Annotated in this window: 19 protein-coding genes; 5 read left to right on the forward strand and 14 right to left on the reverse strand. The window is 62.4% G+C overall.

What is annotated here, in order from left to right; all coding sequences use genetic code 11:
* Positions 1 to 45: 45 nt before the first annotated feature.
* The 3 genes from QMK17_RS05965 to QMK17_RS05975 all read right to left on the reverse strand — a co-directional run bounded on the left by QMK17_RS05965 (position 46) and on the right by QMK17_RS05975 (position 1,877).
* Positions 46 to 699 (reverse strand): ScbR family autoregulator-binding transcription factor, encoded by a 654-nt coding sequence (locus QMK17_RS05965; protein WP_283507580.1) that lies wholly within the window; start codon positions 697 to 699, stop codon positions 46 to 48.
* A 123-nt stretch (positions 700 to 822) separates the two neighbouring features.
* Positions 823 to 1,437 carry an isopentenyl-diphosphate Delta-isomerase gene (idi, locus tag QMK17_RS05970; protein ID WP_283507503.1) on the reverse strand — a complete coding sequence of 205 codons (615 nt, stop codon included), beginning with the start codon at positions 1,435 to 1,437 and terminating at the stop codon, positions 823 to 825.
* Between the two features lie 29 nt (positions 1,438 to 1,466).
* On the reverse strand, positions 1,467 to 1,877 hold the full coding sequence (locus tag QMK17_RS05975; protein WP_283507504.1) for a hotdog domain-containing protein: 411 nt from the start codon (positions 1,875 to 1,877) through the stop codon (positions 1,467 to 1,469).
* A gap of 162 nt (positions 1,878 to 2,039) precedes the next feature.
* Between QMK17_RS05975 and QMK17_RS05980 the strand changes: the two genes are divergently transcribed.
* Positions 2,040 to 2,393 (forward strand): hypothetical protein, encoded by a 354-nt coding sequence (locus QMK17_RS05980; protein WP_283507505.1) that lies wholly within the window; start codon positions 2,040 to 2,042, stop codon positions 2,391 to 2,393.
* Between the two features lie 263 nt (positions 2,394 to 2,656).
* Positions 2,657 to 6,169: a carboxylic acid reductase gene (car, locus tag QMK17_RS05985; RefSeq protein WP_283507506.1), complete on the forward strand. Its 3,513-nt coding sequence runs from the start codon at positions 2,657 to 2,659 to the stop codon at positions 6,167 to 6,169.
* On the opposite strand, the gene QMK17_RS05990 is transcribed toward car, so the two are convergent.
* Positions 6,146 to 6,769, reverse strand: a complete 624-nt coding sequence (locus QMK17_RS05990; protein ID WP_283507507.1) for a TIGR03086 family metal-binding protein — start codon at positions 6,767 to 6,769, stop codon at positions 6,146 to 6,148. The genes car and QMK17_RS05990 overlap by 24 nt on opposite strands.
* An 83-nt stretch (positions 6,770 to 6,852) precedes the next feature.
* On the opposite strand from QMK17_RS05990, the gene QMK17_RS05995 reads away from it, so the two are divergent.
* A complete protein-coding gene (locus QMK17_RS05995; RefSeq protein ID WP_283507508.1) occupies positions 6,853 to 7,788 on the forward strand; it encodes a helix-turn-helix transcriptional regulator in 936 nt (311 codons plus the stop codon).
* 87 nt (positions 7,789 to 7,875) lie between these two features.
* Here QMK17_RS05995 and QMK17_RS06000 read toward each other — a convergent pair whose 3' ends face one another.
* Together QMK17_RS06000 and QMK17_RS06005 are read right to left on the reverse strand one after the other, a co-directional pair.
* Entirely contained in the window at positions 7,876 to 9,333 is a 1,458-nt protein-coding gene (locus tag QMK17_RS06000) for an FAD-dependent oxidoreductase (RefSeq protein WP_283507509.1), read from the reverse strand.
* 48 nt (positions 9,334 to 9,381) lie between these two features.
* Positions 9,382 to 10,290 (reverse strand): AurF N-oxygenase family protein, encoded by a 909-nt coding sequence (locus tag QMK17_RS06005; RefSeq protein WP_283507510.1) that lies wholly within the window; start codon positions 10,288 to 10,290, stop codon positions 9,382 to 9,384.
* 246 nt (positions 10,291 to 10,536) lie between these two features.
* Between QMK17_RS06005 and QMK17_RS06010 the strand changes: the two genes are divergently transcribed.
* The gene (locus QMK17_RS06010) at positions 10,537 to 11,715 is read left to right on the forward strand and encodes a glycosyltransferase (protein WP_283507511.1); all 1,179 of its coding nucleotides are present in this window, start codon (positions 10,537 to 10,539) and stop codon (positions 11,713 to 11,715) included.
* A gap of 18 nt (positions 11,716 to 11,733) precedes the next feature.
* Here the strand turns inward: QMK17_RS06010 and QMK17_RS06015 are convergent, their stop codons facing one another.
* The 8 genes from QMK17_RS06015 to QMK17_RS06050 all read right to left on the reverse strand — a co-directional run bounded on the left by QMK17_RS06015 (position 11,734) and on the right by QMK17_RS06050 (position 20,627).
* Entirely contained in the window at positions 11,734 to 12,996 is a 1,263-nt protein-coding gene (locus tag QMK17_RS06015) for an MFS transporter (protein WP_283507512.1), read from the reverse strand.
* Between the two features lie 111 nt (positions 12,997 to 13,107).
* Positions 13,108 to 13,866 carry a TauD/TfdA dioxygenase family protein gene (locus QMK17_RS06020; protein ID WP_283507513.1) on the reverse strand — a complete coding sequence of 253 codons (759 nt, stop codon included), beginning with the start codon at positions 13,864 to 13,866 and terminating at the stop codon, positions 13,108 to 13,110.
* Positions 13,863 to 14,900 carry an ATP-binding protein gene (locus QMK17_RS06025; protein ID WP_283507514.1) on the reverse strand — a complete coding sequence of 346 codons (1,038 nt, stop codon included), beginning with the start codon at positions 14,898 to 14,900 and terminating at the stop codon, positions 13,863 to 13,865. The genes QMK17_RS06020 and QMK17_RS06025 overlap by 4 nt, the downstream gene beginning before the upstream one ends.
* Positions 14,900 to 16,174 carry an ATP-grasp enzyme gene (locus QMK17_RS06030; protein WP_283507515.1) on the reverse strand — a complete coding sequence of 425 codons (1,275 nt, stop codon included), beginning with the start codon at positions 16,172 to 16,174 and terminating at the stop codon, positions 14,900 to 14,902. Before QMK17_RS06030 ends, QMK17_RS06025 begins: the two co-directional genes overlap by 1 nt.
* A 24-nt stretch (positions 16,175 to 16,198) precedes the next feature.
* The gene (locus QMK17_RS06035) at positions 16,199 to 17,029 is read right to left on the reverse strand and encodes an O-methyltransferase (RefSeq protein WP_283507516.1); all 831 of its coding nucleotides are present in this window, start codon (positions 17,027 to 17,029) and stop codon (positions 16,199 to 16,201) included.
* On the reverse strand, positions 17,022 to 18,245 hold the full coding sequence (locus QMK17_RS06040) for a sedoheptulose 7-phosphate cyclase (RefSeq protein ID WP_283507517.1): 1,224 nt from the start codon (positions 18,243 to 18,245) through the stop codon (positions 17,022 to 17,024). The genes QMK17_RS06035 and QMK17_RS06040 overlap by 8 nt, the downstream gene beginning before the upstream one ends.
* A complete protein-coding gene (locus QMK17_RS06045) occupies positions 18,242 to 18,913 on the reverse strand; it encodes an HAD family hydrolase (RefSeq protein ID WP_283507518.1) in 672 nt (223 codons plus the stop codon). Before QMK17_RS06045 ends, QMK17_RS06040 begins: the two co-directional genes overlap by 4 nt.
* Before the next feature lie 196 nt (positions 18,914 to 19,109).
* Complete coding sequence (locus QMK17_RS06050) at positions 19,110 to 20,627, reverse strand: PucR family transcriptional regulator (RefSeq protein WP_283507519.1); 1,518 nt, start codon at positions 20,625 to 20,627, stop codon at positions 19,110 to 19,112.
* A 198-nt stretch (positions 20,628 to 20,825) separates the two neighbouring features.
* Between QMK17_RS06050 and gabT the strand changes: the two genes are divergently transcribed.
* Positions 20,826 to 22,190 carry a 4-aminobutyrate--2-oxoglutarate transaminase gene (gene gabT, locus QMK17_RS06055; protein WP_283507520.1) on the forward strand — a complete coding sequence of 455 codons (1,365 nt, stop codon included), beginning with the start codon at positions 20,826 to 20,828 and terminating at the stop codon, positions 22,188 to 22,190.
* The last annotated feature ends 1 nt before the right edge of the window (position 22,191 follow it).

Below are 22,191 nucleotides of genomic sequence, written 5' to 3' on the forward strand. Positions count from 1 at the left end.
GTTCGTGCGAAGGTGGATTCTTTCCAACGATACGGCGCAACGACGTTACGACGACGCGAGCGGTTCGGTCCACTTTCGGGGTCGGGTCCTGGCTAGAGCCAGCGCGCGCGTGCGCGAATTCGCGCCCACCACACCGGGGATCAACAGCTCCCACATCTCGGTCAGGCGCGCGTACAGATCTGCCCGTCCATACAGCACTTCGGACAATGTCTGGACTCCGGTGAAGGCACCGACGATGAATTTTGCCAATGCATCGACATCGACACCCGCAGCGAGGTCACCTTCACGCGATGCGCGCTCGGCCAGCGTGCGAATCGACTCGATCCAGTCGAAGTACGGCCGCTGTACGGGCCCCTGGATGCTTCCGATCTCGAGAGTCAACCGCATGCCGCCGCGAGCGACAGGCTCGTCGACCAGCTGCCGAGCCATTTCCTGGCTGACCAGAATGAGCGCGTCCAGCGCTACCGGAACCTGTTCGACCACCAGACGTGAACCCTCCATCGCCATCTGGTGCTGGGCACCGATCACCGCGTGGGCGAGGTCTTCCTTGGACGAGAAGTGGAAGTACATCGCACCCTTGGTCACGCCTGCGCTGGCCAGGATGGTGGTGAGACTCGCGGTTCCGTACCCGAACTTCTCGAAGCTTCTCGCAGCGCCCACCAACACTGCTTGGCGTGTGTTTTCAGCGCGCTGCTGCATGCTCACCAGCCGCTCGGCGCCGTTGCGCGGTCAAACCCGAAGATTCACACTCGTAGTACACCGATCAACTATATCGGGTCCGGTGTCGGTCATTCGAATGACCTTGTCCAATGTTCGTCGAGGTCAGTCGAGGTCACCGACCGAGCGGGCAGCCTCCGGGAGATCCGCGCTGCTCCCCGACGGCCACTGGGACGGGTCGTCGCCCAGCCCGCGCAACAGCGGCATCTGCTCCCGACACCACGGAGATACTGTGCCGCCGTCGGACACGAACTGTGAGAACTCAGACCACGGGATCCAGTTCGCCCGAGCCACCTCGGCTGGATCGGGCCTCGGCGCAGGTCCGTCGTACAACACTCCGTAGACCGGGCACAGCTCGTTCTCGACCACTCCGTCATCCATCACCGCCCGGTAACGGAAATCCGGAAGGAGAAGCCGCACACTCGTCGCCGCGATTCCCAGCTCCTGTTCGAGTCTGCGTACGACCGCATCGGAGAGGTCTTCACCAGGTCCCGGATGGCCGCAGCAAGTATTGGTCGTCACCGAAGGCCAGGTCTTCTTGTGGTGCGCACGCTCGGTGATCAGGACGTCTCCATGCGAATTGAAGACGTAGCACGAGAAAGCGAGGTGCAATGGTGTCGACGTCGTATGCACGATCGATTTGAGCGCTGTCCCGACGCTGTGTCCAGCGTCGTCGACGAGGACGACGTACTCGGTTACCACGGGTGAAGTAGAAGACACGCCTCCATGGTGCCGCATCTCGCGGCCGTTCAAACTTGCAATGCCTGATCGGACACGAGCGAAGCGATGGACGCGCGCTGTGCGTCGGTGAGCGGGCATGCCGCACCGTCCACTACTCGCACGACGGTGAAGGCTGCAACCGCTGAACGAATATCCGCTTGAAAGATCGACACTTCGAGGACGAGCGAGCTTGTGCCGACTCGCGTCACCGCCACCTCGACATCAACCGACCCCACCAACAGTTCGCGCGAGAAGTTGGACGAGATGTTCACGATCATCACATTCGCAGCAGTGATGACGCGCTCGCTCACCTCCAACAGTGCACCTGCCCACGCCTCTGTCGCCAGTTCGAGCGCGAGATACGCCGGAACGTGGGCAACCTCGATAAGAGTGCCGTCGCGGGCCGGGCGGTGCGAGAGAGCCATCGTCTTCCGGTACATGACGCGAACGGTACCGCGTGAGATGCGCAATGTTTGTCACTGTTACTTCAGTGGGTAGTGACATAGTCGGCGGCACGTAGAACTTCGTAGCGCCGCCGGGCGTGTTCGGGAGAGTTGAGACCACAGCTCCCCGGGCATGTCGCTCGTCTCCAGCCTCAACGGATGTTGGGGAATTGGAGCCCGAGCCGCCGCACCCTCCTTGGAGCAACCGGTGCAGCGGTGCTGGGCGCCGCAGTAGGAACCGCACATCGGAGCGCGGCTGCGCCACTCTTGCCCGTCCGGTGCACCGACCGGTATCAGGGGTACCGAGCCCAGGACCGCACACTCCCCTACTCCGCGTTCATGGCCGACGAGACGGCGCTCGCACCACGCGTCGTTCTCGATGCACATGCCTCGTGCGACGGCCGCAATGTGCGACTGATGGTTCGGCTGGCTCGCTCGTCAGGTCCGCCCGACGGCTGGCTGCGTGGGCCATCGGACGTGGCGCCTCGCTCGATCCAACCGATCTGGTGGTGAGCATCGACCTGGCCGAGGACCTCATGCCGCACTGCGGTCAGGAGGTGAATCACCTCGCCGGTTTCCTCCCCGAGCTGCATGCGACGTTTGGGTCCTGACGACCGAAAATGGCTACTCCGCTTGCCGTTTCACGGACTTTTCAGACAACTCGGGCTATGAACAGCGTCACGGTTGATTCCTCCCGGCACGGGCATATCATTACCTGAGGTAACGAACTCGATTGATTGTTTACCTTTTGCCGACTACGGAGGGGATTTTCGCGCATGACTTCCGCTATGGACACACGACGACAGCAGCGATTCGCCGAACTGCATCGAACGGACGAACAATTTCGTGCAGCCGAGCCGCATTCAACCGTGGCCGATGCTGCACATTCACTCCAACCGAACCTGACCAGGATCGTCACCGAGATCATGGAGCGCTACTCGGACCGCCCTGCACTGGCGCGCCGTGCACGAGAGATAGTGCAGCGAAACGGCAGAGCGGAGATCGCGCTACTTCCGCGTATGGAAACCATTACCTATGCCGAGGCCTGGGACTGCGCCGGCGCACTCGCCGCAAGCCTGGCTTCTGGCGAAACCAGGCTCGCACCAGGTGATTTCATTGCAACACTGGGTTTCGCCGGGGTGGACTACGCCGTCATCGAACTTGCGACGATCAGGCTCGGCGCGGTCTCGGTGCCGCTTCAGGCAGGAGCAAGTGCTCGTCAACTCATCGACATCGCCCGCGAGACCGAGCCGACCATGCTTGCGGCCGACGGTGACAACCTTGCCGTCGCTGTCGAGATCGCCCAACAATGTTCGACGATTCGGACCATTCTGGTTCTCGATCACGACGACCGTGCCGACCTCGACCGAGAGCGCCTCACCGCCGCGAGATCCGCTGCAACATCGCAGTCCGTGGTCGTCGAACCGGTGTCCGAGGCAATCTCGCGGGGACGCGACACGACACCGTATCCACTGATCGAGTCGCAGGACGCCGAGCGTCTCGCGACACTCATCTACACATCGGGTAGCACGGGAACGCCCAAGGGTGCAATGCACACCGAGCGAATCGTTGCAGAAAGCTGGGCCGGAGCGTGGAATACCACCGGCCCGAAAGCCGCTGACGGTCAAGGATTTCCTGTCGTCACGCTCGACTACCTTCCCATGAGCCACCTCGCCGGCCGTGCGTTGGTTTTCATGACCCTGAGCGCCGGGGGCACCGTCAATTTCACTGGTGCGCCGGATCTGTCGACACTCTTCGAGGACTTCTCACTGGCGAAGCCCACACTCGTCATGCTCGTGCCACGGGTGTGCGAAAAGATCAGGCACACAGCGATTGCCGAGATCGACCGTCGATTGAGTGCAAGTGCGGACGGCGACCCTGCCACCGTTCGAGACGACGTACTCACCCACTTCCGCAACGTCACCTTCGGCGGCAGAGTTCTCGCAGCTGTAGTCGGGACGGCGCCGATCGCCGCCGAGGTGAAGGACTTCATATCCGAACTATTCGACATCGGTGTTCAGGACAACTACGGCTCCACCGAAGCAGGAATGGTCTTGCACGACGGCGTCGTCATGCGCCCTCCAGTCATCGACTACCGACTCGAAGACGTCCCGGAACTCGGATATTTCAGCACGGACAAGCCCTACCCACGCGGAGAACTGCTGCTCGCGACAGCGACGATCATCCCCGGCTACTACAAGCGGCCCGACGTCACGGCGGAGACGTTCGACGCCGACGGCTTCTACCGCACCGGCGATGTTGTCGCCGAATTGGCACCCGACCAGCTGGCCTATGTCGATCGCCGCAAGAACGTTCTCAAACTCGCGCAGGGTGAATTCGTCGCCCTCGCACGCCTCGAGGCGGCGTTCGGCACCAGCGAACTCGTGGATCAGATCTTCCTGTACGGCAACAGCCAACGCTCGTATCTCTTGGCGGTCGTCGTTCCGACATCGCGAATCACCGCAGCTGGTGCAGTCACTGCTTCGTTGCACACCATCGCGCGGAACGAAGGACTGAACTCGTACGAAATTCCCCGCGAGGTCATCCTCGCGGAGTCTCCGTTCACCCAGGAGAACGGACTCATTTCCGGCGCCGGAAAGCAGTTGCGCCCCAAGCTGGTGGAGAAGTACGGCGCTGTCCTCGAAGCCCGGTACACCGACCTCGAAGAGTCTCGGACCGACCAGCTCAGAAAACTGCGACGCCGTGGTCCTGACGCTCCCATTCTCGAGACCGTCCGCGAGTCGGCGCACGCGTTGCTCGGATGCGCGGGTACCGACGTCAGTCCCGAAGCCCGGTTCGGTGACCTGGGTGGAGATTCATTGTCTGCCCTGACATTCTCGGACCTTCTACGCGAGATCTTCGATGTCGAGGTTCCGGTCGGTGTCGTCACCGGCCCCTCCTCCGACCTGCGCGCCCTCGCCGATTACATCGAGGCGCGGCTCGGTTCGACCGCTGACACAGTCACCTTCGACTCGGTACACGGTAAGAATTCATCGACAGTCCAAGCCGACGACCTCACCCTCGACGCGTTCCTCGACACCGACACGTTGAAAGCCGCACAGGACGTCGCCGGTCCTCGCGCCGAGACACGGACGGTTCTGCTGACCGGCGCGAACGGCTACCTTGGCCGCTTCCTGTGTTTGGAGTGGTTGCAGCGCATGGCCGATGTCTCCGGAACCGTCGTGTGCCTCGTACGTGGCCGGGACGCCGCCAACGCACGCGTGCGACTGGACGCGGCATTCGACTCCGGTGACGCCGAACTGTCAGCTCGATACAACCAACTGGCCGACGCTGCACTCGAGGTGGTTGCCGGAGACATCGGCAACGAACGCCTCGGCCTCGACGTCGCGACGTGGGACGATCTGGCACAACGCGTGGACCGAATTGTGCACCCCGCCGCGCTGGTCAACCACGCGTTGCCCTATCACCACATGTTCGGTCCGAACGTCGTCGGGACCGCGGAAGTCATCCGGCTCGCCACAGCCGATCATCTCAAGCCGGTGACGTACCTGTCGACTGTTGCTGTGGCAGCGGGGGTCGAGAACTTCGTCGAGGACGGAGACATCCGCCGAGAAAGCGCCACGCGCAGTGTCGACGAGTCGTACGCCAACGGCTACGGAACGTCGAAATGGGCAGGTGAAGTACTGCTGCGCAACGCATTCGATGTTCTCGATCTTCCAGTCACCGTGTTCAGGTCCGACATGATTCTGGCGCACAGCACATGGTCGGGCCAACTGAACGTGCCGGATGTGTTCACGCGACTGGTGTTGTCAGTCGCTGCCACCGGCTTGGCGCCCAAGTCCTTCTACCGCACCGATACCGGCACTCCGACCGACGACGATGGTCGCCCCCGAGCCCACTACGACGGTCTGCCTGCCGATTTCAGTGCAGCCGCGATCACTGCGCTCGGCGGCGACGCTGTGTCTGGGTACACCACCTACGACGTCCTCAATCCGCACGACGACGGCATCTCGCTCGACACGTTCGTCGACTGGATGATCGAATCAGGTCGCAGCATCGAGCGAGTCGACGACTACGACGAGTGGTTCGCACGGTTCTCCACTGCCATCGCCGACCTACCCGAGTTGCAGCGGTCGAAATCGCTTCTGCCGCTTCTCTACTCGTACGAGCAACCCGAGTACCCCTCGGCAGGAGCTCATCTACCGGCCGAGGGCTTCCGAGCCGCGGTCATCGAGGAGGGCGACGGAGACATCCCGCATCTGGGTCGCGGGCTGATCGAAAAGTACCTCAGAGACCTCGAACAGCTAGGACTGCTGGCTCCCGCGTGATACAGCAGGTTGTGCGGAGTCCTCGCCGAGCCAGTCGACGGAGTTGCGTCCGGACCAGTTGGCGAGCCGCTCGGTAGGGCCGGCGTGAGGGCGCGGTTCGACAACCGCACCGAACGGAATGTCCGCGGACCCACGGATGTCCGCCGGCAGGAACTGCGGGAACACCGCCGCGACGACGCCGACCCCCGCGGGATCGGCCTCGGCGGATTGTCCGGTCGCCACCGCGAGATCCCACCCGTGCACGAGCGTCTCGTTGAGGTAGCCGATCATCACGCCGCGGCCAGGAACGGTTCCCCACGGCACGGTGATCACGGCGTCGAGCAGAGAGTCGTCCTCCCACACGGCCAGCGCAGCGGCAGCTCCCGAGGCGAAGTCACCGGCCGGATCGGCCAGGTCGGGCAGATCGACGCCGACGGCCAGTACATCTCTACCTTCACCGGCGGCACGTGCGCGGCGGACGGTGCCCACGAGGTGGCCGATCAGTGCGCGGACGTCGAATTCCGGACACGGTGTCGGGAGGGACATCTGATCGTCGGTGACGGCGGCGGCGAGGCCGGTGGTCCACTCGAGTGCGTTGCGGTAATGCGGGCGGGGATCCATTTTTTCTCCTTGTGTCGGCGTGAGAGGCAGTCAATCCGGTAATCACGACACGTTGTGTCATGTATTCCTGGCAGACTTTCCTCATGCGCGCGGACCGGCTCCTCTCACTCGTATTGCTGCTGCGCAATCGTGGCCGCATGTCGGCGTCCACGCTCGCGAAAGAACTAGAGGTGTCCGAGCGGACAGTCCTGCGCGATATCGACGCTCTGTCGACGTCGGGCTTCCCCGTTTATGCCGAGCGCGGGCGCAACGGCGGATTCGCGTTGATGCCCGGTTTCACGACCGATCTCACCGGCCTCTCGATCGCCGAGGCCAAGGCGCTGCTTACCGGCGAGGCATCCGAATCACTCGGTATGGCAGCAGATTTCGCGTCCGCCATGCGCAAGGTAGCGGCGTCGATGCCCGACGAGCAACGACGAGCAGCGACTACGGTGGCCGACCGCGTGCTGGTGCGACCCGAAGGGTGGTACGCCGATCCCGCTCCGGACGAACACCTGGCCGCCGTGCAGCAGGCGGTCTTCGTCGGTTTAAGGCTTCGTATCTCGTACGCGGGGCGTGGCCGGGACGTCACCGAGCGGACCATCGATCCGATCGGCCTTGTCTACGCGGCGGGGCGGTGGTATCTGATGGCGACTCATCGCGGTAAGGACCGCACCTACCGTCTCTCGCGCATTCGGGCCGTCGTGCAGCTCGACGAACCAGCTCACCGCAGCTCGGTGGTCGACCTCGCGGCGCTCTGGGCAGGTCGACGCGAACGGTTCCGTAGCACAATCGAACTGGTGCCTGTAGTCATAAGCGTGAGCCTCGGGAGGCGGGACGAACTCGCCGCCGCTGCGATTCGGGTAATCGACGAAAAAACGGTCGACTCCCACATCGTCATGACGGTGGTACTCGGGGACGTCGGCCATGTCGCATGGCTCGCGTTCATGTTCGGCGACGACGTCGAGGTACTCGGGCCGGAGGAGGTTCGGCGGGCGGTCGCCGACCGGGCGCGAGTTCTGGCAGCCCGTCATTCCTGACCGCTCGTCGGCCTGGGCTTCAATCGCGACGCCGGTGTACGTAGGGCACTCACCGACCGAGCGGTACAGCAGGATGGAGCGTCGGATCTACCGGGTGCCCCGACGCTGGAATCGCCTCTTGCGAGCGGGCGGATCTGCGGCGATATCTGCGAGAAGAGCGTCCACGGTCTGTTCGGCATCGACCTTGTTATCGCCGATACCTCCCGTTGCTCCTCGCTTGGCCCAACCGACGACATAGCGACCAGGCACTGCCGAGCCGTCGTCGTTGATGACGCGTCCCTCGAGATTTCGAATAGCTCCGGACATTGCGTCGAAAGGCATTCCGGGAGAGGGTGTTCCCCGATATCCGACTGCCAGGAGCGCGAGGTCGGTTGCCACCGTGACCCCGTCGCTGAGTTCAACCGACTCGACTCGATTGTCGCCCGTAAGTGCCTTCGGCGCACGTCCGAACGCGAAGACGATCCGTCGTTCGGTGCCGGCCGCTTGCAGATCGACAATCGGCGCGCCTCGGAGCGCTGACGCCGGCGCGGACACAGGCAATTGTTCGATCGCCCCGAGGACGCCCTCAGGGCCCGCGACCGCGACCTCGACACCGGGACGTGAAACGAGTGCCTGACATTCCGACCGAGTGAACGCGGCGAATTCGGGACCTCGCCGCGCTGCGATGACCACCTGGGTGACCGTGCTCTTGCGCAACGAAGCAAGAGCGTGGCGTGAGATTTCGGTGTTCTCCAGGACGTTCGGATCCGCGGTGAGTATGCGAGCAGCGTCCAGTGCGACGTTGCCGTTTCCGATGATGGTGACCCGGTGAACTCCGGTCAGGTCGACGGCATCGGCCGGGACGTCGGGATGTCCGGTGTACCACCCGACCACCGTGCGAGCACTGATGAATCCGGGCAGTTCAGTACCGGGAATGTCGAGTGGACGATCGTTGTCCGCGCCGACTGCGTAGACGACGGAGTCGAACTTGCGCGCGGTCTCCTCGTGGGAAATGTCGGCGCCGACCTCGACGCCCAACCTCATCGTCACTCTCGGATGAATGAACAAGCTGCGGAAGTGCTCGCCGATCTGCCGGGTGCCGGCATGGTCGGGAGCGACACCGAAGCGCGCAAGCCCGCCCGGAACATCGAGTTTGTCGAAGAAAGTGATTCTGCTGCCGGGAACCCGCAGCAGAGCTTGCGCCGTATAGCACGCAGCCGGACCGGTTCCAATGATCGCCACGTCGAATCGCGGCATCGTGTTGATCGAACTCGGCGGAAACGTGGGCGGGTCCCACGCGGCGACTGCCGGCCGATCCCGGTAATAATCGGCGTTGATGTCGGCATACACAGCCTGGTCGTCCGATAGCCGCGACACTCTGGAAATCGCGTCGACCGGGCAGGCATCAGCACAGGCGCCACAGTCGATGCAGCTTCGCGGATCGATGTAGAGGAGCTCGGTCTTCCCGAAATCCGGCTCGCCGGGCGTCGGGTGAATGCAGTTGACCGGGCACACCGAGAGACACGATGCGTCGTTGCAACAGTTCTGCGTGATGGCGAAGGCCACGTCATGTCTCCGTCGTCTTTGGCAAAATCGAGAAGGTGGAGCGTCGAATCACAACATGTGAAGGCGCTTGTAGATTACCTCTGCCGGCTTGGTGACGAGGCCACAGTCGTGCAGAAACGCCATCAGGTGCTCGCTGCTGGTTCGCATCATCATGTGGTGATGCGCGTTGTTCTTCGCTTCCTTCATCGCGCGGTCGGCGTCGAGACCTGCGGCAACGTAGACGGCTTTGTTGACCATGTTCGAGACGATGATCCGCGCGGCGATGGCAACGACGAGTGCACTTGCCTTGCGTCGACCAGCACTCTTGCCCTCGATGCGCTCGCGCATCTGCGCGCGGGCGAACGTCATGTGGCGTGATTCCTCGACAACATGGATCTTGCTGGTCGTCCGGACGAGAGGAAGCACGTTCTCCCCGCGCATCCAGTCGCGCTGCATGACGTCGAGCACCTCTTCGGCCACCAGGATGCCGCCGTATGCGGCCTCGGCGGAGGCAATCGCCTTGAAGCCACGGCCGAGCTCACGCGAAATCTTGCGAGGAAGGTAGGCCTTGATGCCCATCTTGGTGCATGCGCGAGCGAACATGATGGAGTGACGGCACTCGTCGGCGATCTCGGTCAGCGCGAACTGGAAGTCCGAGTCCGAGGAGTCCTTGCAGTACTGATCACGAAGAACCATCTGCTGAAGAATCATCTCGAACCAGATGCCGGTGCTCATGATCGAGCAGACCTCGTGGCGAGTCAGCAGAATGCGCTGATCCTCGGTCATCTCGTTCCACATGTCGGTTCCGTAGAGCGTGCTCCACTCGGGATTCAGGCCGTACAACGACGGGTCGAGATCCTCGTCCCATGCCACCTCTTCCATCGGATCGTATGAAAGCTGCGCAGCAGAATCGAGCAGTCGCGCAGACACGTCCTCGGCTTCGAGCAGGGCGGTCGGTGCTGTGGTCGTGCTGTTCATGGTGCGTACTTCCTTTCGTCGACGATGAAGTCGGATTAGCTGTTACCCAGATTACCAGTAACTTCTCATCACAGATACACCTCGAGCAAAATTTTCGGAATTACACGTCGTCAAGCATCCCCAAGTTCTAAAATCGAAGAACAATCTTTTTTACTTTTTCAGCCGGAAGCATTATTCTCGAGGTTGGTTTTCGGGCTGATCCGATCTCCTCCGCTTATACCAAGGACGACCGATAGCCATGCTGTCATGAGCACCGTCGTATATCTGGCAGGCAAGAGCATGGACTCCCTCGCCGATCCCGACGTCGCCTTGGCCGAGGCCCTCGCCGAATTCGTGCACGTTCTGTGGGTCGATCCAGCTCCCCGGACGCCGAGCAAACGTGGAGACCAATCTGGCATCGACCGAATTTCACCGAACCTGACCCGGTTGCGTCGTGCGCCTGTCGTCGGCCCCGGTAGTCGACTCAACCATCGACTCAGCCGCCATCTCGCTCGGAGGTCGCTCGCAAGGTCCATCGCTGACGCTCTGAAAGAACTCGACGAAACCAGCAACGCTGTTGTCCTGTCGGATCCGACCGGACATTTTCCGCTGTCCATCAGCGGCCACCGGCTCTACTACTTGACCGACGACTGGGTGAGCGGCGCAGCCAAGCACCGAGTCGCACGTGGCGCAGTGCGCAAGACGATCGAGCACAACTGCGAGGCAGCCGATACCGTAGCCGCAGTCTCACACACCTTGGCAATCCGCCTACATCTGTACTCGAAGACCATCGATGCCGTGCGGGTCGTGCCGACCGGATGCACCGTCCCTGACGCCATGCGGCCCACACCGCCCGATCTTCCGACCATGTCACCGATCGCGCTCGTCGGCCCGCTCGACGAAAGTCTCGACTACGACATCCTCGATGCGGTCGCGCGGACCGGGACGCACATCGTTGTCACCGGCCCGGTGAACACCGCCGATCCCACGACCGCTGGGCGAGCCGAAACGTTTCTTGCTCACCGCAACGTCCACTGGGTCGGGACTCGCCCCGATGCGTCGGCGGCCGACTACCTTTCGGGGGCGACCGTCGGCATTGCCCCCTTCCTCGTCGATGCGTTCAACCGAGCACGGTTCCCCGCGCAGACCCTCGACTACCTGGCATCCGGGCTTGCTGTCGTGACGACAGATCTTCCCGCGACGCGGTGGCTCGACTCCGAGCATGTCTCGATTGCCGAATCGCCGCAACAATTTGCCGACATGGTTCTCGAATATGTTGCCAGCGAGCCAACTTCAGCTTTGTCGGCTGCACGCCGAGACGTCGCAGCGAAGCACACCTGGACGGTGCGGGCCACCGCGCTCGCCCGACTCATGGCGTTGCCCACCGACGCCTCTACGCGCACGGACTCCCGAGGCCGCGACGGGTCAGCCAAGATATTTCGCTGAACCGGGCGGCATTCGCCCTCAGGCTCGGGAGAATGAAATCGCCACCGCACCGAGCGCACCGACCAGAGCGAATGCGTAGAAACCCCACGGCGACGCCAGGCCTGCGCCTAGAAGTGCACCACCGAGAATCGGTCCACAGATCGCACCGAGGCGCCCGATACCTGCCGACCAACCGAGCGCAGTCGCGCGTGCTTCGGGCGGATACGCGGCACTGGTGAACGCGTAGACCAGCACCTGCGCACTGAAGACGAAGCAGCCGGCGAGGAACACGAGAACGTACACACCGAACGGAAGCTTGATGCTCAGTGCCGCAAGGAACAGAGCAGCGCAAGAAAACCAGAAAATAGCCGCAGTGCGTGCACCGATTTTGTTCGCCACTCGGCCAGCGACGAGAAGTCCGACGACGGCACCGAAATTGAGTACCAGTAGAAGTGTCAAGGCCGCGCCCAGTTCGTATCCTGCCGCGCGCATGATGGTCGGCAACCAGGTGTTGAGCCCGTACACGAGCAGCAGACCCATGAACGACGTGATCCAGATGGCCACACTGTTTCGAATCATGCCGCGAGAGAACAACGTTCGGATCGGGTTGACCACGGGCGCCGGATCGGTAGGTGCAGGCTCCAACTGCAGGCCGTGCGCCGACGCCACCGCCTCTGCCTCCTCGCGGCGTCCCTTGATCAGCAGGTAGGCGGGCGACTCGGGCAGGTATTTGAACATCAGCGGCAACAGTACGAGCGATGGCACTGCTCCGGCGACGAACATCGATTGCCACCCGAACGGTTCGATCAGCACCAGCGCAAGCACCGCAGTTCCGACGGCACCGACGTGGTATCCGGTCATCACCGTGGTCGAGGCCGAACCCGACTTGCGCCGGGGCGAGAACTCGGTGACGAGTGCGAGCGCAGTCGGCAGTGCTCCTCCGAGCCCGACGCCTGCGAGGAACCGCAGGAGACCGAACACCAACGGGTTCGGCGCGAATGCACACAGCAGCGTCAGCAACGAGAAGGCAGCCACAGCGACGATCAACGATTTACGACGACCGAGCACGTCGGTGAGAGTTCCGATCGTCAGCGCTCCGATCGTCATGCCGACCAAACCTGCCGTAGAGATTGCGGTGATGGTCGCGGTATCGGCGCCGAAGGCGGTGTCATCGAGGATCGATGGGATCGAGGCACCGAGAACCACTAGATCGAAACCGTCGAGAAGCACGGAGACCCAGCAGAGGGCAACCACTACCCGTGCCGTCCCAGACGTGACGGTGGCCGTAGAAGTCGAGGTCATGAGTACGCCGTTCGCATAGTGAACACCTGTTCGGTGTAGTTCGAACTATTGTGAACCAGCACACACGCCTTGCGCAAATATGGCTCGGTTGGCCGCACGCGCCCTGCAGGCTCAGCCGCCGGCCACCATTCCTCGGTGCATGACACGGTCGCCTACAACGCCGGAGTGGTCGGCCTTGTGCATCACGCACCGGTTGTCCCACATCACCACGTCGCCGGGTGACCACGAATGTCGGTACACGTTCGGTTCTCGCGTCGAGTGGTCCACGAGGTACTCGATGAACTCGGCGCCGTCGGATTCCGACATTCCGCTCACAGCGACGCACCGCGCGGGCGCCGACAAGTAGAGCGACTTTTGATGCGACAGAGGGTGCTTCAACACCAGAGGATGAACAGCGGAGCCGTCCATGCCCGCGAGGCCCGTGACTCGGTGGGTGACTTTTCGACGATCGACGAACGAGCGATCCGCCGCCGGCAGGGTGGCGTACGCGCGGTACTGATTGCTGAACAGGGTCTGGCCTCCGGCAGCAGGTACTTCGACGGCGCGAAGAGCCGTGTAGGCCGGTGGATGCCGAACGTACGTGGTGTCGACATGAAAGGTCGACTTCGGTGGCGTCTTTCGCCCGACGTTGCTGATGACATTCAGGTCGGAGTATCCGTCGACGGGCGTCTCGCCCTCGGTGAACACGAGGTCACCGAAACATCGGAGGAACGAGACGAACTCGACATCGTCGATGTTTTGACTCCGGATGACCAGTACACCGTGTTCCGCCAGTAGGCGCCTCAGTTCGGCGATCTCGTGAGATCCGAGACAACCCACGTGGACGTCGTCGACCCCTGCCCCGATCGGAGCGAATGCCTCATGTCTCACGACGTCGTCCTTTCCCGTGACAACTCGCCGAGCGAGTGGGCGAACAGTTCGGTGACCGATATCCCTGCCGCCGCCGCCATCACTGCGACGACACTGCTCGGCGAGTACGAGCAGTACAGTCCGGCTTCGAGGAACCACACCTCACCATCGGGGTCGATACGAAAATCGAACAGGCTGTAATGACGGCAACCCAGCGCGACGTGGCACCGACGTGCTGCGGCCCAGACCTTCTCGGTGATCGGATCGTCGACATCGACGATCCATGCTCGCGTGTCGTTCTTGGCTACGAGATACAGATCCCCGTCCGGCGTTCGATCCAGCTTGTCGGAGCGTCCTCGAATCGGATTCGACTCCTTGTCGACGGCGTATTCCTCGAGCGGCAGGCACATCAATTCACCATCGATGACGACGATGCCGCAGCGCACTTCGCGTCCCAGCTCGATGTACTGCTCGATCAACACGGCTCTCGACAATTTCAGCGCTTCGCTGATCGCATCGTCGAGAGCTTCCGAATCCCGAACCAGGGCAACGCCCATCGAGTTGTCGGAGTCCACGGGCTTCACAACGACGGGAAGCTCGGTCTCACTCACGCCGACAGCTCGTGCCAGCTCACCCCGCGGAACAGCAACTCCCGCTGCCGCAACGACGGCGCGGGCGTAGCTCTTGTCCGCGGTCATTGCCATCACCTCAGGGGTGTTACCGAGATACGGCACCCCGAGCAGATCGAAAAGACTTCGGTACGACGTCATTCCGGGCCGACAGAACATCTGCGGCACCATCACGTCGATGCCTTCGGCTGCAATCCTGGCGATTGCCTCGGCTGCCGACAATGTTTGCGCCATGGAGATATCCACGAGTTCGACACCGCTGGGAAAGCACCAACCTCCGTCTGGGGAGACGAACGCGATGGTCAGCCGGTAGCCCGGCTCGTCGGCGAAAGCAGCGAGGAACCCTTTCGCATACACCCGCGACAGTTCGGCGTGAAAGTCATCCACGGCCGAGCCGACGAGCGCCAGAACGGTTCGCGTCACCATCAGTCACCGCCTGTCTCGACCAATTTGCCGATGTTGAAATCGATTCGTGTCCATTCGCGCCCACTCCTCAAGTTCTTCAACAGCAGACTCGGAACCTGGAGATGGTGGACGAGCAGATACGGGAGAGGATCCCACTGCGCGTAGATCGCATCGGTTCCCCCGGTGATCACACGGAGCCGATCGCGCCGCGAGGAGCGAGTCACCAAGCCCCAGAGTTCGTGGTAGATCCAGTACGTCGGTTTCGCTTCCGGCTTCGGCACGAGAACATCGTCTGCGGTTTCCAGATACGCACCGGCCAGACCCGGATGGTTGTAGAACATCGTGATGGCCGAATGCGTGCGCGGATTGCATTCGATGGCGTAGACCTGTCCGTCTGCAGCCTCGATGAAGTCGAACGACAACTGTCCGGTAACGCCGAGCGCGCCCACGAATGTCTGTACCCAGGCCAAGATATCGGGCTTGTCCACCATCGCATAGTTGACCTGGAATGCGGAGGACTCGCAGCAACCGTAGACCTGTAGTGCACCGCTGCGCACCGTTCCGTGAGTGCAGTACTCCTGGCCGGAAATGAACTCTTGCAGGATCCAGGGGTCGCTGTCGGAGATGGACAGAGTGCGCGCGAACGCCAAGTTCTTCTCGGGCGTCTGCGCCGACAGCCGAGTGAGATCCATTCGGCCCACCGGGTTGTAGGCGATCCGTTTGAGGATGTATTCACGCCCCGCTCGAAAGTCGAACGATGCAATCTGCTCGGCATCGGTGATGCGGGCCCAATGCGGCACCGACAGCCCCAGACCGGTTGCGGCCGCGGAGAATGCACTCTTGTCGTCCAACATCCCGACGACTTCGGCGTTGCCGTGGATCACCTCGCACTGCTCGTCGAGCAAGGTCATCGCCGCAGCATCGTGGATACTTGCCGCTGGACTCGCAACCGGAACGAACACGTCCACTCTCTCGTGCTCCACCAGTTCGAGAAGTGCTCTGGCGTAGCCAGGTTCGGTCGGTTCGGGTATGCAATGGAAGCTATCGACAGCGCGAGAGAACCGGTGGCCGGTGTACCGGTACTTGGCCGATTCAGCCAGGACGACTCGGTGTCCGGCAAGGTGAAATGCCCGGGCGAGGCTCAGCGCCTTCGTCATCTTGCCCCCGGTTACCAAGACTGTTCGTCCCGATGGCGCGGCGGCGGCGGGTCGCCTGCGCAGCAGTGCGACCCCGACGACGGCTGCATCGATCGGCAGAGTCAAGAGCAGAGCGCCCAAGGCTCCGGCCGTTCGCAACCTGGCACGGCAGTGCACGGGCATCTACGCGTCGACTCGGCGAATCAGTGTCACCCCGTCACGCATCGGCAGCAGTACCTGCTCGACACGGGAATCCTGCACCAAAAATCTGTTGAATTCGTCCACTGCATCTCCGTTGGGGGTTCTGCTGCCTGCGTCGGCGTAGGGCGCGCCCTGCAGCAGGGTGTTGTCGACGGCGATCACCGCGTTCGGCGACAACAGGTCGCTGTCGATCAGCGCCCGGTAGTAGTCGAGGTAGCCCGTCTTGTCGGCGTCGATGAACACCAGATCGAAAGGTGTCGATGTCCCCTTCAAACGAGCCAGTGTCTTCGCTGCCGGCCCGATCTCGACGGTGATCCGGTCACCAGCCGAGGACGATGTGAAACACTCACGCGCGACGTCGGCGACGAACTCGTCGACCTCGCATGCGACCACCTCGCCGCCCGCCGGTAACGCTTCGGCCATCGCCAAGGCGGAGTAGCCCGTGAACATGCCGATCTCCAGCACTCGCCGAGCCCCGGTCATGTGCACCAAGAATTTGAGCAGTTGCCCCTCGACGTGTCCCGAAAGCATCTCCTGCTCCAACGGACCCGAACCCGACACGACGGCCCTCGACGCCCAATGCATGCTCTGCGTTCGGCGTGACAGCTCGGCCAATGCCGATGACTCGGGAGTGGTGCACGAGTCGAGGTACGGATCGAGGCCGGTTGCCAGATCTCGCGCCCGGCGCAACCGGAACGACAACTCCTCGGGGACATCGCACGACTCCAACAGTTTTGCCAGTTCCGTCAGCTCCGAAGCGAGGATGGTGGTCGGAGTGACCGGCCTCGGCGGAAGGGTGACCAACTCAGTCATCGGTTCCGTCGCGACCACTGGTGAACATGTCGATGCCCTCGCCGCCACGATCGAAATCGAGGCAGATCTTCTTGTGCAGCGTCAGCACGTCCCCCAACTCATCCGTTGTGATGTCGTTGAGAAAACTGCACGAGCCGATGGGGTCGGGAACGGCGGCGCGCAGCATGCCGTCACGCGTCTTCAGAATGGACGCGGTTGCGTCCGTGAGGAGTTCGGGCGTGAGATACGGACTGTCGAGCGCGAGTCCGAGGCGGCTCATGGCGCCGAGGACACGGTCACGGTCCTCCGACGATATCTGCCCTCGCTGCTCGGCAAGTGTCGTGGACAACGCCATGTCGATATTGATGGCGTGGCCGTGAAAGAAAGGCGCAGGGGGCGTAAGTTCGAGCGTCGGACTCCAGGTGTGACCGAACGCGATCACGCGGTCCAGTTCGATCTCGTGCAGATTCGGAGCTTCGAGCTCGAGCATGGTCTCGATGGCCTGATACGTGAGGCGGTCTGCGACTGCTCGAAGCTCTGCGCTGCCGTCGAGATGTCCGAATCGAGTGCGAAGCAACTCGGTTCCATGTTCGTCGAGCATGTCGAAGATGGCCGAGTTACCGACCACCGAGATTTTGATCAACTCGGCCATACCGTTTCGGACCTGGTCCTCGGGGAGTGTGCCCAGGAACGAGAAGTCGAGCAACACCTTTTGCGACGCGTGGTACGCACCCAACCGGTTCTTGTGCTTGCCGTAGTTGACCGCCACCTTGATCGACACGCTTGCGTCGATGAGACCGATCAGCGTGGTCGGGATGCGAATGTACGGAGTGTTGCGTCGGTAACCGGCGCACGCGAATCCTGCTACGTCGGTGGTCAATCCGCCGCCGACCACCAGAACGGGTTCGGTGCGTATCAACCCGAACGAGTCGAACTCGCCGACGATGCGCTCGAAAGTTTCCAACGATTTCGCAGTCTCGGCAATCTTGACCGGCACCACAGTCAGTTCGATCTCATGATGTGTGAAGTAAGAGTGAATCCTGTCTCCGTAGATGGAGTAGACCGACTCGTCGACCACCATCAGACAACGGCCGTAGCCCCGGTAGCTGTTGGCGAGCTCGTGATTTTCAGGCGCGAACACTCCGTCGACGTAGATCAGATCGTATTCGATCTTCTCGTATCCCTCGACGTGAAACGCTCGTTCGGTCGCGGTGACCTGCGCTTGCATTGTGCTCATGCGTTATCACCTTCGGCCAACGTGCTCAGCCGGTTGGGGTCGAGACGGTCGACAACCTCCTCCGCGGCAGAGAAGTCTCCGCCGGTCGTGTTGGCGTTCGGGAATGCGACGCAGCGGATGGACGCGGCGGCCGCCGATGCCACTCCGCCTTCGTTGTCTTCGATGGCAACACAGTGGGCCGCGTCTTCGCCGAGACTGTCGACGGCGAAAAGGTAGGACGCAGGGTCGGGCTTGACTTGCGACACCGCCGTGGTGTCCACGACGACATCGAACGAGTCTGCGCTCAGTGTCTCGAACGAATCCAGAAGCGCAGACACGTTTTCCGGAGATGTCGTGGTCACGAGGCCGAGTTTGAACCCGTGTTCCCGTGCTTTCGCCATCGTGTCGAGAACGCCAGGCCTCGGTTCGATTCCCTCGGTGGCAAGAAGGGTGCGAAAAATCTCGGATTTCGTCGAATGCACTGCGGCGGAGTCGACTTCTTGATTCTTGGAAGCCGCGTAGTCGGCAATGCGGGAGGCGCCCCCGTTACCACCGAGCATCGACGCGTAGTCCTCACGCGACCACGTCCAGCCCAGGTCGTGCTTCGCGAAGGCGTCGTTGAATGCTCGTCGTTGCATTTCCGAAGTGTCGGCGAGCGTACTGATGGATCCGAACAATATGGCGGTCATGAAATGTCCCTCCATGAAAACGTGGATGTGCGCGCAGTGTGCAACGAGACACGGCGGGGGCGGCACTTTTCACACACCGCCCGGGCCGACCTTCTCTGTCGCCGTGATTCCAAGTGTGTCCATGGCGAGTGTCAGGGCACCGATCGCAAGTATCACGAATCAGTAACAAAAAATAACAGAATGGTAACGCTGCTTGCTAGGACTTCCGATCCCACGCGAGGAGCGCGAGCAGGATCTCGGCACGGACCCTTGCCTGCCCGAGATCGCACTCGAGCACCTCTTCGATTCGAGCGATCCGGGCGCGCAGTGTGTGCCGATGAATGCCGAGTCTCGACGCCGCCGACTCCCACTGACCGTTCATTTCCAGATAGGTGCGCAACGTCGTCACCAAGGTGCCGGTGTGCGCGCCGTCGTATTTCGCGAGAACGGGAACGATGGTCGAAGCGATCGTCAACAACACCTCTCGTGCCGATTGCGATGCCAGCACTGTGTCTTCGCCCAGTGCGCGGAACTGACGGACCGGCGATTGTGGTGTCGCCAGATCGCATGCCAACCGCGCCTCCTCCAGCGCATGTTTCGCGTCGGTAATCGGGTGGATGTCGCTCAAGCCCGCGCGTAGCGAACTGCGCACTGCTCCGGGCAATCCGGCGAGCATTCCCCGCACGTACCCCAGATCGTCGGTTCCACCGAGAAGTACGGTGAGCGCTTCGGTACCGTTCTGAGCGAACATGTTTCGGCCAATACTCGCCAGCGCGCTTTCGATGTGGTCTTCGACGGCCCCGATCGCGTCGGCACCGAGCAGCAGCACTCGGACATTGCCATCGGGGTCTGCTGCATCACCGAGCACCGTTTCCAAGGATTCGGCCGACACGCTGTCGTGCAACAGAAGAGCGAGAGCTGTTGTATTGAGCTGCGATTGTCTAGATCGCAACCGCGTCGACTTCTCGAGTTCCATCGTCAGCAAAGACACCGCGTGGCCGAGCAGTATGCGATCGATGTTGGACAGGGAACCCTTGGAGGACACCGCGAGGTAATCGCGCGCACCGGCTCCTGTACCCACCGACTGAAGGGTGAGTGTGTGTTCGGGAGTCCCGACGGTAATCGACGCCCCCGTCGGCGCAGCCCCGCTGCGCTCGATGGCGGCGCGGGCCTCGTTCGGCAATTCGCGACGATCAGGCGGATGTACCAGCGATGTACGCGGCCCGACGAGCGCAACGGCGCTCGACGTCGCGAGTGCAAGCTCACGCACCACAGCCGACGATCCCCCACGTAGCGCACTCCTGGTCATCCGCGTTTGAACCGTCGCGGCGCGCAGCACGTGCTCGTAGTCCTGCTCTGCGAGCCGAGCCATGACAGCCCTGGTGACTGCGGCGAACGGAGTTGTCAACGGAACCTCGAGCAATGGGAGTCCGTATTGATCGGCTGCCCGGATCAACGCATCCGGAATTTTCGCATGGGAAAGTCCGGTGCCGAATGCGAGCGCCGCAACGTTCGCATGATCCAACCTCTCGACATAGGCGGTGAGCCCTGTCGCAGCGGGCGAGAAGTCCAACCCTGTTGTCAGAACCAGCTCACCGCCGGACAGCCATGGCGAAGGATCCTGCAATTCGGTCGGTTGGACGAACTGAATTTCACGTATCGCGCGCTCGGGTCCACCGCGCCGTTCCAACGCCAGTTGCTGCTGCCCAAGCAACCACGCAATGGAGACCGTCACAAGATCACTCCTTCTGGCGCAACTAGCGCACACCGTTGTGGAGTGCACAATCGATGCTAGTGGACATTTCGGCACTCGGCAGCTGGTCCGTACTGATCGATACTGAACAACGAGGGAGCAGTGACGTCAGGAACAACGACGTTCAGATCAACGACGTTCACAAGCCCCAGCCGCCAGTTCCACGAAGGGAATGCCGACATGACCGAGTACGAATACCGACTCCCGCAGGAACGACGCATCGCGACGGAGTTCCCCGGACCCAAGTCTGCAGCACTGGCGCAGCGCCGGGCCAAGGTTGTCGGGGCTGGTGTGGCCTCGACCCTGCCGTTGTACGTCGCCGATGCCGACGGGGGCGTCATCGTGGACGTCGACGGCAACTCCCTCATCGATCTCGGTGCAGGTATCGCGGTGACCACGGTAGGCGCATCCAACCCAGCCGTCGTCTCTGCAGTGCAGAACCAGGTCGCACATTTCACCCACACCTGCTTCATGATCGCCCCCTACGAGGGATACATCGAGGTTGCCGAGAAACTCGCCGAGCTGACCCCCGGCGAGCACGAGAAGCGCAGCGTTCTGTTCAACAGCGGCGCCGAGGCCGTCGAGAACGCGGTCAAGATCGCGCGGCACGCGACCGGGCGCGACGCCGTCATCGTGTTCGACCACGCCTACCACGGCCGGACCAACCTGACGATGGCGCTGACCGCGAAGTCGATGCCCTACAAGCACGGATTCGGACCGTTCGCTCCCGAGGTCTACCGCGCACCGATGTCCTACCCCTTCCGTGAAGGCCTCAACGCCGACGGCAGTGCGATCACCGGAGCTCAGGCGGCAGCTCGCGCGATCTCGGTGATCGAGAAGCAGGTCGGCGCGGACAGCGTCGCCGCAGTGTTGATCGAACCGATCCAGGGTGAGGGCGGGTTCATCGTTCCCGCCGAGGGATTCCTGCCGGCACTGGCCGAGTGGGCAAAGAGCAACGGCGTCGTCTTCATCGCCGACGAGGTCCAGTCCGGCTTCACCCGAACGGGCGCCTGGTTCGCCAGCGAGCACGACGGCATCGTGCCCGACCTGGTCACCACGGCCAAGGGCATCGCAGGCGGAATGCCGCTCGCGGCAGTGACCGGACGCGCGGATCTCATCGACGCCGTGCATCCCGGCGGCCTCGGCGGAACCTACGGCGGGAACCCTGTCTCGTGTGCAGCAGCGCTCGCATCCATCGAGCAGATGGAGACGCTCGACCTGAACTCGCGCGCCCGTCGCATCGAGGAAACGGTGACGGCACGCCTGACTGCACTGAGCAAAGAGGTCGACATCATCGGCGAGGTTCGTGGCAGAGGCGCGATGCTCGCTGTCGAACTGGTGGTTTCCGGTGGACGCGAACCAAACCCCGACGCCACCAAAGCCATTGCTGCACGGGCGTTGAAGGATGGTGTCGTCGTGTTGACCTGCGGCACCTACGGCAACGTGATCCGCCTGCTACCTCCCCTCGTGATCTCCGACGCGCTCCTCGACGAAGCGCTGACGGTTCTAGAGGACTCCATTCGCACTGTTGCACAGGAGAACTGAC

Source organism: Rhodococcus sp. G-MC3, from assembly GCF_030063335.1.
In the GTDB taxonomy this organism is placed as follows: domain Bacteria; phylum Actinomycetota; class Actinomycetes; order Mycobacteriales; family Mycobacteriaceae; genus Rhodococcoides.